Here is a 14,310-nt window from a genome sequence, read left to right as displayed (position 1 = left end):
CGTGAACTCCGCGTCCACTCGCCCCTAATACCCGGCCGCGCACCCGTCCTTCCGGGACTCGCTGGCCCCCGAGAGGATCCCGGTCGCGGGGTCCCGCGCGATCGCCTGGTACCCGCCGAACGCCCCCGCGGGTTGCTCCTGGATCCTGTGCCCGCGCCGGGCGAGCTCGCGCCGCACCTCGGCGGGGACCCCGGGCTCGAGGGCGAGCACGCCGCCGTCGGTCATGAGCGTGCCCGTCGGCTCCGACGAGTCGGTATGGTAGAAGCGCGGCGCGTCGCCCGCCTCCTGCAGGTTCATCCCGAAGTCGACGAGGTTCACGAGGACCTGCACGTGCCCCTGGGGCTGCATGTCGCCCCCCATGAGACCGAAGGCGAGCCAGGGCTTCCCGTCGCGCATCGCGAACGCGGGGATGATCGTGTGGAAGGGGCGCTTGCCGGGCTGCAGGGAGTTGGCGCGCCCGGGCTTCAGGTCGAACTGCGCGCCGCGGTTGTGCAGGCCGAAGCCGTAGGGGGCGAGCGCGTACCCCGAGCCGAACCCGGCGTAGTTGCTCTGGATGAGGGAGACCATGTTCCCCGCGGCGTCCGCGGTCACGAGGATCGTCGTGTCCCCCGAGCCGAATCGCGGCGAGCCCGGCTCGAGACGCGCCGTGGCGCGCTTGCGGTCGAGGAGCTTCGCGCGCTCCCGGGCGTACGCTTTCGAGAGGAGCCCCTCGATCGGCACCTTCGCGAACTCCGGATCGGCGATGAAACGGGCGCGGTCCTCGAAGGCGAGCTTCTTCGCCTCGATCATCACGTGCCAGAACTCCGCAGAGTCGCGCCCCATCGACGCGAGGTCGAATCCCTCGAGGAGGTTGAGCATCTCGAGGGCGGCGAGCCCCTGCCCGTTGGGCGGGATCTCGTAGAGGGTGACCCCGCGATAGGTCGTCGCGATCGGCTCGACCCAGGTCGGACGGTTGGCGGCGAGGTCCTCCTTGCGCAGGAACCCGCCGACCTCCCGGGAATACGCGTCGAGCGCGTCGGCGATCGGGCCGCGGTAATACCCGTCGCGTCCCTGTTCCGCGAGAAGCTCGTAAGCCTTCGCGAGCGCGGGATTCCGGAAGACCTCCCCGTCGCGCGGGGCGCGCCCCTCGGGAAGGAAGACCGCCGCGAACCCCGGCTTGTCCCGGTGCAGCGCGCCGCCGCGCGCCCAGGCGGCGGCGATCACCTGCGGAACCGGCTCCCCTTCGCGCGCGGAGCGGATCGGTCCGGCGAGGACCTCCTTCATCGGAAGGCGGCCGAACTTCGCGTGCAGGGCGAACCAGCCGTCCACGGCTCCGGGGACCGTCCAGGCGTAGGGGGAGAAGAGCGGAATCGTGCCGTCGGGTTCCGCGGGGATCGCGTCCGCACGGACGGCGGCGGGGGCGCGACCGGAGGCGTTGAGCCCGTGCAGGGTCCCGGTCTTCGCGTCCCACACGAGGGCGAAGAGATCGCCCCCGATGCCGCAGGCGACCGGCTCGAGAAACCCCAGCGCCGCGTTCACCGCGATCGCCGCATCGACGGCGGTTCCTCCGGCCTTCAGGACGTCGAGGCCGATCTGCGTCGCCAGGGGATGGGACGAGGCGACCATTCCGTGACGGGCGTGCACCACCGAGCGCGTGGCGAACATCTTTCCTTCTCCGCGGGAGGCATGGCTCCCCGGGATCGTCGCGAGCGCCGCCGCCAGGACCAGGGCCCGTTTCATCGCCGCCTCCTCACCACCGGGATCGGCTCGTCCGCGCCGAGGATTCCTCGCCCCAGCCAGGCGCCGCCGTCGATCGTCAGGCAATCGCCCGTGACGTACGCGGCGGAGTCGGAGCACAACCAGGCGGCGGCCTCCGCGACCTCCTCCCGTTTCGCGAATCGCCCGAGGGGGATCGCGGCGCGGACCCGCTCCTCGAGCTCCGACGACGGCCACAACCGGTCCGCCGCCCCCGACGAGTCGAACGGTCCCGGGGCGACCGCGACGACGCGGATCCCGTGACGCGCCCACTCGACGGCCAGGGTCCGGGTCATCGCGAGGACGCCCGCCTTCGCGCACGCGGAGTGGACGGTGCCGGGGCCTCCCGTCCAGGCGTAGGTCGCGACGACGTTCAGGATGACCCCGCCGCGTCCCTGCGCGATCATCGCGTTCCCGGCGGCGCGGGAGACGTTGAAGGTCCCGTTGAGGACGATGTCCACGACGTTGGCGAACGCCTTTTCGGGGAGGCGCTCGGCGGGGCGGACGAAGTTCCCCGCGGCGTTGTTCACGACGACGTCGAGTCCGCCGAAGCGCTCCCGGACCGCGGCGACGAGGCGACGCACCGCATGGGGGTCGCGCACGTCGCACGGGATGGCGGCGGCCTCGGCGCCGCCCTCGGCCAGGGTCCGCCGCCCCGCCTCCAGATGCTCCGCGCTCCGGCTCGCGAGGGTGACTTTCGCCCCGCGCCGGGCGAGGGAGCGGGAGATCTCGAGGCCGAGCCCCGTCCCCCCGCCGGTGACGAGGGCGATCCGGCCGCGGAAGGCGTGTTCGTCGATCACGGCGGGATGGTAGTCGACTTTCGCGCACCCCCGGGCGTAGCAGGGGGCGGAGGATCGAAACGATGAAGATGGACTCGAATCGGTGGCTGCGCGGGGTCGGGATCGCGGGGCTCGCGTTCTCGGCGCTCGTCGCGGGAATCACCTGGGCCGCCGAGCAGGAGGCCCCCAAGGCCGAGAAGCGGAAGATCGTGATCCAGCAGGGCGACGAGCCGGTGCAGGTCTTCGAGTGGGACGGCGACTCCGAGGCGCCCGAAGCGATCGCGGTCACGATCGGCCCGTGGCTGGGCGTGACGCTCGCCGGGCAGGAGGCCGGGAGCGGCGCGAAGGTCACGAGCGTCATCAAGGACTCCCCGGCCGAGAAGGCCGGCCTGAAGAAAGGCGACGTCGTGGTCGCCATGAACGGCGACAAGGTGCACGGTCCCGCGACGTTGACCGAGATGATCCATGCCTCGAAGGCCGGCGACACCGTGAGGTTCGACGTCCTGCGGGACGGGCAGAAGCAGACCCTCTCGGCGCAGCTCGCCGAGCGCAAGAACAAGTTCCGCGTGCTCGCCCCCGGATTCGAGGGCTCGTGGGCGGCGGCGGAGGACGCGCGCGCGATGGCGGAGGACGCGCGCGCGATGGCCGAGCAGTACCGCCAGCTCGAGCTCGAGCGACTGCCGCAGCTCGATCATCTGAGGATCCGACTCGCCGGCGGAGGCCCGCGCCTGGGCGTCGAGCTCGTGCGCACGACCCCCGAGCTGCGCGAGCACCTCGGCGCCCCCGAGGAACACGGCGTTCTCGTCGGCAAGGTCCTCCCCGGCAGCGTCGCGGAGAAGGCCGGGGTCAAGGTCGGCGACGTGATCACGCGCGTGGACGGATCGGAGGTCTCCTCGGCGGGCGAGATCCTCGAGGCGATCGGAGGCAAGTCCGGCCAGAGCATCGACCTCGAGGTCGTGCGCGACCGCAAGGTCGTGAAGCTGCGCGCCGACCTCCCGAAGATCGAGGAGGACGAGGCGGCCGGGCCGCGCGCCTACCGGCTGGCGGTTCCGCCCGTGCCGCCGGTTCCGCCCGTGGCGCCGCTGCCGCCCGGGGCGCCCGCACCGGCGATCCGGGCGTCGTCCTGGAGCTCGATCTGACCTTTGCCTATCGCGGGGCCGGAAGCTCGCCTTCCGGCCCCTTGCCCGTTTCGTCGCCCGCCTCCTACAATCCGCTTTCCGGCGTCCTTTGATCCTCACCAGCGCCGGAAAGCGGGGGACCATGCTTCCCATCTCCGACCGCGCACGAAACCTCGGAACCGAAAACGCGTTCGTCGTCCTCGCGGAGGTCGCCAAGCTCGAGGCCGCGGGCAAGCGGGTCGTGTCCTTTTGCATCGGCCAGCCCGATTTCCCGACCCCGACGCACATCCAGGAGGCCGCCAAACGCGCCATCGACGAGGGGAAACACGGCTACACGCCGTCCCCGGGAATCGCGCCGCTGCGCGAGGCGGTCGCCCGCTACTTCACCCGCACGCGCGGCATCGAAGTGGCCCCGGACGACGTCGTCTGCGGCTGCGGCGGGAAGCCGTTCATCGGCTACAGCGTGTTGTCGGTCACCGACTACGGCGCCGGCCACGAGGTGATCTATCCCAACCCGGGGTTCCCGATCTACGAGGCGCAGATCAAGGCCCACGGGGCCGTGCCCGTTCCGCTCCCGCTGCGCGAGGCGCGCGGGTACAACTTCGACGTCGACGAGCTGCGGAGGAAGATCACCAAGCACACGCGCCTGCTGATCCTGTGCAGCCCCGGGAACCCGACGGGGAATCTCCTGAGCCGCGAGGAGCTGCAGGAGATCGCCCGCATCGCATCGGACTACGAGAACCTCTGGATCTACTCCGACGAGGTGTACTCCGCGCTGGTCTACGACGGTGCGTTCGCCTCGATCGCCGCCTGCGCCGGCATGCAGGACCGGACCATCCTCGCGGACTCGGCCTCGAAGACCTACGCGATGACCGGCTGGCGGATCGGTTATGCGGCGAACAAGGCGCTCGCGCCCGCGTTCACCCGTTGGGTCACCAACACCGACTCGTGCCCGCCGCACCCGAACCAGTGGGCGGTCGTCGAGGCGCTCAACTCCAGCCAGAAGCCCGCGGAGGACATGCGCGAGATCTTCCTGAAGCGGCGCGACAGGATCGTCGCCGGACTGAACGCGATCCCGGGCTTCCGCTGCCTGAAGCCGGGGGGCGCCTTCTACGTCTGGCCGAACGTCGACGAGGCGTGCCGGATGGTCGGCTCGCCGGACAGCGAGGACCTCCGCAAGCGCCTGCTGTACGACGCCGGCGTGGCGACGCTCTCCGACGTCCACTTCGGGAGCCTCATCCCCGGCGAGGGGCAACACGTCCGCTTCTCGTACGCCTCCTCGTTCGAGGCCATCGACGAGGGTCTGGCGCGGATCGCCGATTTCATGAAGAAGAACACGAGGTAGCCGTTGAGCACGAAGACCAACGTCGCGGACGTCGCCGCCCTCCTGGCCTCCGCCGAGAAGCAGTTCCCCCACTGGGAGGTCGTGAAGGACCTCGTCGACGAGGTGATCGACCTCAGCCTGAACTACCGGCAGAGCGGCCACCCCGGCGGATCCCGGTCGAAGGCTCACCTCACGCTCGCGACCCTCCTGTCCGGCGCGATGCGATGGGACCTGCTGCGGCCGTGGCGCCCGTTCTCCGACCGGTTCGTGCTCTCGGCGGGGCACACGGTGCCCCTCATCTACTCGATCCTCGCCGTGCTCAACGAGTCGATGCGCGTCCGCCACGCGGCGGGAGGGGAGCAGCGTTTCGCCTTCCCCGACGGCGGGAAGTGGGCCGTGACGTGGGAGGACCTCCTGGTCCTTCGCCGCCGCCACGGGCTCGCGGGCCACGCCGAGATGGAGGGGAAGACGCTGTTCCTCAAGTGGAACACCGGTCCGTCGGGGCACGGGATGCCGCCCGCCGCGGGGCAGGCCCTCGCGCTCAAGATGGCCGGCTGCGAGGAGGTCAAGGTCTTCGTCGTCGAAGGGGAGGGCGGCCTCACCCCCGGGGCCTCCCACGAGACCAAGAACTCCGCCTGGGGACTGGGTCTCTCCAACCTCGTCTTCCTGATCGACTGGAACGACTACGGCATCGACGTGAACGCCTGTTCGTCGGTCGTGCACGGGACGCCCCGCGACTGGTTCGAGCCGTACGGCTGGCGGGTCGTCGGCACGGAGCAGGGGATGGACTGGGCGGAGGTCACGCGCGTGGCGCTCGAGGCCGCGCGCGGCGAGAACCTCGGCAAGCTCCCGACCATGGCGTGGTTCAAGACGCGCAAGGGGCGCGGGTACGGCAAATACGACGAGAAGTCGCACGGCACGCCGTGGCCGATGAACGCCCCCGAGTTCTGGGCGGTCCGCAAGGCGTTCATGGAGAAATACGGCGTCCAGTACGTCGGCGTCGACGCCGCGGCGCCGGCGGGCGACGCGGAGCGCCTGCAGCAGGCGCGCGCCAACTTCGAGGCGGCGATGTCGGTTCTGGCGCGCGATCCCGCGCTCGCCGACGCGATCGCCACGCGCCTCGTCGAGATCGCCGAGGAGGTGCCCGAGTCGGTTCCCGGATTCAACCTCGGCGGCAAGGGCGCCGCGGTCTTCGGCGACCCGGAGCTTCTCGACGCGAAGGCCTATCCCGAGTCGATGTGGAGAAAACCCGGGGACAAGCAACCCAACCGCGCGGCGCTCGCGACGTGGGGCGCGTGGATCAACACGACCGCGAAGCGGAAGTACGGGCGTCCGCTGTTCGTCGCGTGCTCCGCCGACCTCGCGGAGTCGACCAACATCGCCGGTTTCGCCAAGGACTTCGGCGGCGAGACCGGCTGGGGCTGGTACCACCGGACGACGAACCCGCGCGGCACGCTCCTTCCCCAAGAGATCACCGAGTTCACCAACGCGGGGCTGATGGTGGGCATGGCCTCGGTCAACCTCGCCGACGACCCGATGCGGACGTTCAACGGGTTCTGGGGGGCGTGCTCGACCTACGGGTCGTTCTCGTACCTCAAGTACGGCGCGATGCGGCTGTTCAGCCAGCTCGCGCAGGACTGCCAGCTCAAGCTCGGCAAGGTCCTCTGGGTCGCGGGACACTCCGGGCCCGAGACCGCCGAGGACTCGCGGACGCACTTCGGGATCTTCGAGACCGCGGTCACGCAGCTGTTCCCCGAGGGATACGTCATCGACCTGCACCCCTGGGAGTACAACGAGGTTCCCGTCGTCCTCGCGGCGGCGCTGCGGGCTCAGGCTCCGATCGTCGCGCTTCACCTCACCCGTCCCGCCGTCGAGATCCCAGATCGCGCGGCGCTGGGGATGGCGTCCCACTTCGAGGCGGCCCGCGGGTGTTACGTCCTGCGCGACTATGCTCCCGGAAGGCCGAAGGGCGGCTGCGTCTTCGTCCAGGGGACGATGCCCACGGCCAACCTCGTCAAGGTCCTCCCCGAGCTCGACCGGGCCGGGCTCAACGTCAAGATCGTCGCCGTGATCAGCCCGCAGCTGTTCCGGCTCCAGGACGCGGACGTGCAGGCGTCGATCGTCTCCTCGGCCGACCGCTGGGACTCCATGGCGATCACCAACCGCTCGATCCGCTGGATGAAGGAGTGGATCGCGCACCCGTGGGCCAAGGAGTATTCGCTCGCGGCCGACTGGGACGAGCGCTGGAGGACCGGCGGGACCGTCGACGAGGTCATCGACGAGGCTCGACTGGGGACCCAACACATCCTCGAGGGGATCGAGAGATTCGTCCGCGAGCGCGACCGCCGCATCGCGCGGCTGAAGGAGGCGGCGGGGGCGCTCGCCTGATCTCCTTGCGTTACCTCGACCGGCTCGTTCCGCCCGACCCCCACGTCGACGCTCCGCTCCGCAGGGCGATCGCGAGGGACGCCGCGTCGAGACTGCGCCGGATCGCGGGAAAGGTCTCCGACGTCCCTCCCGAGATCCTCGCCTCCGGGGACTTCCGCACGTGGCTCGCGTCGGTCGAGGACGCCCTCGACCTCGAGCGGGCGACCATCGGGCCCAAGTCGGCGCTCGTGGAGAAGGTCGCGGACGCGGGATGGCTCGCGCGCCTCGCGCCGACGGGGCGGATTCCGAGGAACTTCCCCGATCGCGTCCGCAAGGCGGTCCGGGAGGAGCTTAAGCGCGCCAGCCGGTCCCTGCGGCGGATCCTGGGGATCGACGCGGTCCACCTCGACGACGACGCCGACCGGGGACGCCGCCTCGGCGACCCCGTCGAGCACGCGCCGATCGTGGTGGGTCGTCTGCTCGAATCCAAGGGGCTCGAGGTCCGGATCGGTCGACCCGTCGCGACGTTCGAGACGAGGGTGGCCTCGGCGCTCGAGCTGCTCGCGAGGGCGTGGCCGGAAGGGCGGAACCTGCTCGCGGGCCGGGTGTGGTGCGTGGTGCCGGTCGCGGAGTGGGCGACGGTCTCCTACTCGTCGCCGCGCAAGCCCGGGATCGTCTACATCCACGTCGACTCGTCCCCGCTCGTGCGCGTGGCGGAGGACCTCGTCCACGAGACCTCCCACGTGCGCCTCCACGAGATCGAGGCGGTGCACCCCCTGCTCGCGGCGAAGGCGCTCGCCGAGGACGGTCCCCGTTTCTATTCCCCCTGGCGTCGGGAGTGGCGGCCGTTGCGCGGCCTGCTGCACGCGTGCACGACGTTCACCGTCGGCGCGCGCTTCTTCGAGCGGATGCTCGCCTCGGACGAGGCGTTTCCCGCCGCGCGCCGCCTCTGGTTGGCGCGCCGCCTTCTCGAGGAGCAGGCGATGGTGGCGTCGTCGCTTCCGGTCCTCCGGGCGGCGGGGCGGGCGAAGTGGTTCACCGCGGCGGGGCGCCGCGTCGCGTCGGCGATCGAGCGGGAGCATCGGGCGTTGCGGGGCGCGGCGGCGCGTGCGGCGCGCACGCTCGAGGCCACCCCCGCGGGCCGCGCGCAACTCGCCCGCTACGAACGCCTTCGCGGGCGGCTCGCGGCCCGACCCGTGCGCTGGAACTGGGACTGACCCGGGACCCTTCTCACCGGCCGAACAGTCGCGCGTCCAGGAGGGCGCGCGGATCGAAGATCGTCTCGCCCACCCGCGCTCCCCAGTGGAGGTGCGGGCCGGTGACGCGTCCGGTCGCCCCCGAAAGGCCGACGACGTTCCCCGCCGCGACCTCGTCCCCTTCCTTCACGTCGATCCGGGAGAGGTGGGCGTAGATCGTGAAGAGTCCCGCTCCGTGATCGACGATGACGGTCTTGCCGGCGAAATAGAGGTCGTCGGCGAGGACGACGAGACCGGCGCCGGCGTTGCGCACGGGGGTCCCCGTCGCGGCCTTGAGGTCGAGGCCGGCGTGCGGGGCGCGGGGCTGCCCGTTGAACAGACGTCTCAGTCCGAAGGCGGACGTCGGCTCTCCGGGTACCGGACGGACGAACGGATCGGACGGGGCTGGGGCGTCGGTGCGTCTGGCGTAGATCGCGTCCAGGCGCTTTTTCTCCCGGGCGATCCGCTCCTGCTGCGCCTTCGAGGGGGAGACGTATTTCTCCTCCACCTTCAGGCGTTGCTCGGGGAACTTCTTCGCCGTGATCCGGAGCTCCTTCCGCTCGGTGGCCCCGCCGGAGCGCACCTCGAGCGCGACGGGCCCGGCCTTCGCGTCCAGGGGAACCGCCGCCCAGCCGACCCAGCCCGCCTCGCCCCGGGAAAAGGCGACCGGCGCGCCGCGGAAGGACCCGGTCGGCGCGGCGTCGACGCCGGCCACCACGACCCGAATCGGCTCTCCGGGAGCGACTTCCCTTGCGTGGACCTTCACCTCGAAGGCCGCGGCGGTCGAGGCGTGAAGGAGCAGGAGCGCTTGCGGGAGGAGGATCCGCGCGGTACGAATAGTCGGTCGCTTCACGGAGAAACCGTACCATGCCCTTCGGCGCCGTGTTCGGGATGCTCACCTTCGGGATCGTGGTCCCTTGGGTCTCGTGGCGCCTGCTCGCCGTCCCGGCGCCGGACGTCCGGTGGAGCGCCGCCGCGCTCCTGCTCCTTTCCCTGTGCCTTGCCGGGGGGCTTTGCCTGCGTCGGTCGTGGGCGCGGTGGGCCGGCCTCGCGGGGGCGGTCCTCGCCTCGCTGGGGTGCCTCGAGCTGCATTTCCGCGGAGGGGTCTTGGGACTCGTCGGATTGCTCGCCTGCGTCCTCCTCTTCGTCCTGCTGCTGATCCCTCCGACGGGACGGTTCCTCCCGCTCGCGTACGAAGGACCGCTGCGCGTCTGGTCCGGCCGTGTCCTCGCGGTCGGCGCCGCCGGCGCCATGCTCACGATGGTCGGCGTGAACGTCGCCTCCGCGCCGGTGCGCGCCTCGTCCCCGGCGTCGGGCGCGACGAACGTCGAGTGGCACGACTTCAGGCCCGGCCTCGAGAAGGCGAAGGCCGAGGGGAAGATCGTCGTCGCCGACTTCTACGCGACGTGGTGCGGCCCGTGCAAGGAGCTGGACCGCGTGACGTTCCGCGACCCGCGGGTGGTCGAGCGGTTCAAGGACTTCATCCCGGTCAAGGTCGACGCCGAGGAGGAGGTCGAGCGCCACGGCGTCAAGGGGCTCGACCTCGGCGAGAAGTACGACGTGCAGACCTACCCGACGGTGATCGCCCTCGACGGGGACGGAAACGTCGTGGCGCGGATGCGCGGCTTCCGCGGACCGCGCGGGTTCCTCGAGTGGCTCGATCAGCTCGAATCGAAGTCGGGGAAGCCCGCCGCGGGGGGCAAGGCGTAAACTGCGCGGCCCGAGGGAGCCGATGCCGCACAAGCGCCTGTTCGTACCCGGACCCGTCGAGGTCGCGGCCGAGAACCTCGCCGCCCTCGCCCGACCCCAGATCGGCCACCGCTCCCCCGAATACGCGGAGCTGCACCGCCGCGTGGTCGCCCGCCTGCAGGGGATGCTCGGCACGACCGCCCCGGTCTTCCTGTTCACCTGCTCCTCCACCGGGGTCTGGGAGGCGGCGATCCGCAACGCGGTGCGCGACCGGGTGTTGTGCTGCATGCAAGGCGCCTTCTCCGACCGTTGGTTCGAGGTCGCCGGACGCAACGGGAAGGCCGCGGACGCCCTGCGCGTGCCGTGGGGGAAGGCGATCCGCCCCGAGGCCGTGGACGCGGCGCTCGCCGGCGGACGTTACGACGCGGTCACCGTCGTCCACAACGAGACCTCGACCGGGGTGATGAACGACCTCGGCGCGATCGCCGGGGTGGTGCGTCGCCATCCGGGGGTGACGCTCCTCGTCGACGCGGTCTCGTCGATGTCGGCGACGCCGATTCCGTTCGACGCGTGGGGGATCGACGTCTGCCTCTCGGGGACGCAGAAGGCGTTCGCGCTCCCGCCGGGGCTCGCGATCGCCGCGGTCTCGGAGCGGGCGCTCGAGAAGGCGCGTTCGGTCCCGAACCGGGGCTACTACTTCGACTTCCTCGAGATGAAAAAACACCACGACAAGGGGCAGACCCCCGCGACGCCGGCGACCCCGCAGATCCAGGCCCTCGACGCGCAGCTGGACTCCATCGCCGCGGAGGGGCTCGAGGCGCGCTACGCGCGACACGCCGCGCTCGCCGCGATCGTGCAGGAGTGGGCGCGTGAACGCTTCGCGCTGTTCTCCGAGGAGGGGTTCCACTCGCCGACGGTGACCTGCGTCGCGAACACGCGCGGCATCTCGGTCGCGGAGCTCAACCGGGAGCTCGGGCGGCAGTGGGTCGCCATCTCCAACGGCTACGGGGATCTGAAGGAGAAGACCTTCCGCATCGCGCACATGGGCGACACGCAGGAGTGGGAGGTCCGGGGCCTGCTCGAGGTGATCGACCGGATCGCGTGCGGCTGATCAGGGCCGGATCAGGTACGAGAGCTTCACGAACAGCTGCCGGCCGTCGTTGCGCGTGCCCGTGGGGGTGCGGACCACCGTCGGGCCCGAGCCGCCGTCCTCGAGCGCCACGTTCTCCCAGTCGGAGTTCCAGCCGACGTAGAGCGCGGTCCAGGGGTTGACGATGTAGCTCGCGAGCAGGTCGACGTTGGTCTTCCGCAGCGGCTCGAGGGACGTGCGCGCGGCGTTCGGCCGGAGCGTGTCGCGCTGCGCGATCAGGCGGAGCGACAGGCGCGCGTCGAGCTGCAGGTTCCCCTTCAGCCGGACGATCCGGTTCGAGAAGACCCGCTCCCCGGTGGCGGCGTCGTCGAGGGTCGAGTCGAGCCACGTCACGTCGAAACGCAGCTTGCGGCTCGGGTAGAACCGCGCGAACGCGGAGAGCTCGTCGTAACGCGCCGAAGAGGGGGGAACCCCCTCCGGGGGCACGTAGTTGACCCCGTCGCCGAACTGCCACGAGACCTCGAAGTTCCCCCGGGGCGAGGGCTCGGAGGCGATCTCGAGGAAGTTCCAGGAGGTGGGGAAGTCGGCGGGAGCATCGAGGGCGGGGAAGTCGACGGGGCGAAGCCGCGTGCGGCCGCGGTCGGCGAAGACCTCGAGGCGCGTCTGACGCGGGAACTCGAGCTCGATCCCCGCCGTCGTCGTCCGGTCGAGCCGGAGCCCCTCGTGGTCCTCCACGCCCCAGAACCCGACCTGCGGCGTGACGGAGAGCAGGCGGGTTCCCGGGCGGAAGACCCACTCGCCGTTCGCGAGCCCCTCCCGCACGTCCACGCGCGGGACGAACCCCATCCGGGTGACGAACTCGGGGCCGATGTCCTTCGCGCGCAGGCGCAGGAGGAACGGCTCCGCCCCGCGCCTCACGTCGACGAGGAAGGCCTCGTCGCTCGCCGCGTCGTCGGAGCGCACGGCCTGGAGGTCCGCGACCCACGCGTCGTTCCACTTGATGCGCGAATCGACGGCGACCACGGTATTGCGGGCGTCCCCCTCGACCCGGTCCGTCACCAGCAGTCCCACGCTCGACTGACGGCCCAGGTCGCGCCTCGCGCGGGCGATCACGGCCCGGGTCCTCGCGTCGGGGGCGTCGTCGTCGGTGACGAGGGCGCCGTACCCGAACCGGTCGCGTTTGCCGGTGGCCCGCCCGCCCCACGAGGGATCGGCGATGCGCCGCGTGAAGACCAGGTCGAGCGGGGTGTCGAAGGCGTCGGCGTTCTCGAGGAAGAAGGGACGCTTCTCGGGGTAGAAGACCTCGAAGCGACGGTTCGCGGTGATCTGCGGGGCGTCGGACTCGACCTGGCTGAAGTCGGGGTTCGCGGTCACGTCGAAGACGAGGGCGTCCCGGACGACGAACTTCGCGTCGACCCCTCCATCCAGGTCGCCGCGGTCCTCGACGAAGGCCGCCTGGTCCTCGTCGAGGACGCGGTAACGCCGCGCGGTGGCGTAGGGGATGAACTGGAAGTTGCGCCCCGGCGAGATCCCCGCGAGCCCCTTCAGGGTCGCCGTCTGGTTGAGGCGACCCTGGATCTTCGGGGTGTAGCGGGGGAAGAAGGTCTCCTCGTTGTCCCGCGGGATGTCCCGGTTGAGGAGCAGACCCCAGGTCTGCTCCTGCGTCGCGGGGAACCGCAGGCTCCGGAACGGGATCGCCATCTTCACGACGTAGCCGGCGTCGGTGAGGCGTCCCTCCGATCGCCAGACGGTGTCGAAGGAGTCGTCGAACTCGGCCTGCTCGGTCCAGATGGCGTCGAACTGGACGCCGAGCGGATTGCAGATGAACGAATACGCCCGCCGCTCGTCCCGGAAGGTGTCGACCATGATCTGGACGATGTCGTCGCCGAAGATCTGCTCCCGACGCGACCAGCGGGCGCGGATCTTCTCGGGCTCCGGGTCGAACGCCACGAAGACGGCGTAGAGGTTCGCGTCGTCGTACCCCAGCCAGACGTCGGTGCGTTTGGTCGACGGGGCGCCGTCGTCGGGGTAACGCTGCACGAACCCGTCGATGCGCAGCAGGTGGTCGCGGAGGTCCGCGGGAGGCTCCATCGCGGCGAATTCCTCGAGCCCCGGCTCGCGGGGAACGCGCGGGATGACGACCTCCGGGCGGGAGGCGGCGAGGGTCGTGGCGAGGAGGAGGGCGGCCGCGATCATCGAGCCGCGCATGGTATCTTCCCGCCCCGCGTTCGTCCGGAGGAACTGCAGCGATGAAGTCGCCGAAAGCCGAGAAGGCCCGGCTGGACAAGGTCACCGTCGAGGCGATCCGATCGGTCGCCGACGGCATCGAGAAGCGCGTCGAAAAACACGGGAAGCCCGAGGTCGCGTTCCCGGTGCGGTCCCTCTCGAACGTCCGCTACGACCCCAGGAAGGGCTGGTTCGAGATCGGCAAGGGGAAGTCGATCCGCACCCTCACGGTCAACACGGCGAAGACCTTCGCGCAGACGCTGAAAATGATGGCGCTGTCGAAGGAGCTCGTGGAGACCAACGACTTCGCCACCAAGCGAGATGCGTATTACCAGTCGAAGAACTGGGGCGAGGCGAAGTTCGACGAGCAGGGCGAGTCGGACATGGTCATGGACGACATCGAGGCGATGTTCTCCACCCACGGGGTGAGCCGCGAGCAGCTGCGCTACATCCCCGACGAGCACGGCGGCGCGGTGGCGGGGGAGCTCATCGTCTACGACCAGGACCTCGAGACCGGCCGCGTCGAGACGATCGACTGCACGCGGTTCGGGTCGGGGGCCTATTCGATCCCGTCGCTCGTGGAGCACCTCACCTTCGAGACCAGCGCGAAGTTCATCCTGTGCATCGAGACGGGCGGCATGTTCCAGCGCCTGCAGAGCCACAAGTTCTGGCAGAAGTCGAGCTGCATCCTCGTGTCGATGGCCGGCGTGCCCACGCGGGCCACGCGGAGGTTCGTGCGGCGCCTGTC

General features: G+C 70.8%; 11 protein-coding genes. 7 read left to right on the top strand and 4 right to left on the bottom strand.

Going from position 1 to position 14,310, the window contains the following annotated elements; translation table 11 throughout:
• Nucleotides 1-24: 24 nt before the first annotated feature.
• Both ggt and VF139_03665 read right to left on the bottom strand, forming a co-directional pair.
• A complete protein-coding gene (gene ggt, locus VF139_03670) occupies nt 25-1,719 on the bottom strand; it encodes a gamma-glutamyltransferase (GenBank protein ID HEX6850479.1) in 1,695 nt (564 codons plus the stop codon).
• A complete protein-coding gene (locus VF139_03665; protein ID HEX6850478.1) occupies nt 1,716-2,534 on the bottom strand; it encodes an SDR family oxidoreductase in 819 nt (272 codons plus the stop codon). The genes ggt and VF139_03665 overlap by 4 nt, the downstream gene beginning before the upstream one ends.
• A gap of 62 nt (nt 2,535-2,596) precedes the next feature.
• Between VF139_03665 and VF139_03660 the strand changes: the two genes are divergently transcribed.
• The 4 genes from VF139_03660 to VF139_03645 all read left to right on the top strand — a co-directional run bounded on the left by VF139_03660 (nt 2,597) and on the right by VF139_03645 (nt 8,539).
• Nucleotides 2,597-3,652, top strand: coding sequence for a PDZ domain-containing protein (locus VF139_03660; GenBank protein HEX6850477.1), 1,056 nt, complete (start codon nt 2,597-2,599; stop codon nt 3,650-3,652).
• Nucleotides 3,653-3,773: 121 nt separating this feature from the next.
• Nucleotides 3,774-4,976: a pyridoxal phosphate-dependent aminotransferase gene (locus tag VF139_03655; protein ID HEX6850476.1), complete on the top strand. Its 1,203-nt coding sequence runs from the start codon at nt 3,774-3,776 to the stop codon at nt 4,974-4,976.
• Between the two features lie 3 nt (nt 4,977-4,979).
• Nucleotides 4,980-7,343 (top strand): hypothetical protein, encoded by a 2,364-nt coding sequence (locus VF139_03650; GenBank protein ID HEX6850475.1) that lies wholly within the window; start codon nt 4,980-4,982, stop codon nt 7,341-7,343.
• A gap of 5 nt (nt 7,344-7,348) precedes the next feature.
• Entirely contained in the window at nt 7,349-8,539 is a 1,191-nt protein-coding gene (locus VF139_03645; protein ID HEX6850474.1) for an HEXXH motif-containing putative peptide modification protein, read from the top strand.
• A gap of 13 nt (nt 8,540-8,552) precedes the next feature.
• On the opposite strand, the gene VF139_03640 is transcribed toward VF139_03645, so the two are convergent.
• On the bottom strand, nt 8,553-9,410 hold the full coding sequence (locus tag VF139_03640; GenBank protein HEX6850473.1) for a M23 family metallopeptidase: 858 nt from the start codon (nt 9,408-9,410) through the stop codon (nt 8,553-8,555).
• 14 nt (nt 9,411-9,424) lie between these two features.
• On the opposite strand from VF139_03640, the gene VF139_03635 reads away from it, so the two are divergent.
• Both VF139_03635 and VF139_03630 read left to right on the top strand, forming a co-directional pair.
• A complete protein-coding gene (locus VF139_03635) occupies nt 9,425-10,267 on the top strand; it encodes a thioredoxin fold domain-containing protein (protein HEX6850472.1) in 843 nt (280 codons plus the stop codon).
• A gap of 22 nt (nt 10,268-10,289) precedes the next feature.
• The gene (locus tag VF139_03630; protein ID HEX6850471.1) at nt 10,290-11,357 is read left to right on the top strand and encodes an alanine--glyoxylate aminotransferase family protein; all 1,068 of its coding nucleotides are present in this window, start codon (nt 10,290-10,292) and stop codon (nt 11,355-11,357) included.
• Here VF139_03630 and VF139_03625 read toward each other — a convergent pair whose 3' ends face one another.
• On the bottom strand, nt 11,358-13,532 hold the full coding sequence (locus VF139_03625) for a DUF5916 domain-containing protein (GenBank protein HEX6850470.1): 2,175 nt from the start codon (nt 13,530-13,532) through the stop codon (nt 11,358-11,360).
• Nucleotides 13,533-13,585: 53 nt separating this feature from the next.
• Between VF139_03625 and VF139_03620 the strand changes: the two genes are divergently transcribed.
• A partial coding sequence (locus tag VF139_03620; GenBank protein ID HEX6850469.1) for a hypothetical protein occupies nt 13,586-14,310 on the top strand: 725 nt, incomplete at its 3' end.

The sequence above is a fragment of the Candidatus Polarisedimenticolaceae bacterium genome (assembly GCA_036376135.1).
GTDB lineage: Bacteria > Acidobacteriota > Polarisedimenticolia > Polarisedimenticolales > DASRJG01 > DASVAW01.
Note: the sequence above shows the minus strand (reverse complement) of the source record. Positions and strands in the feature narration are given on the sequence as shown.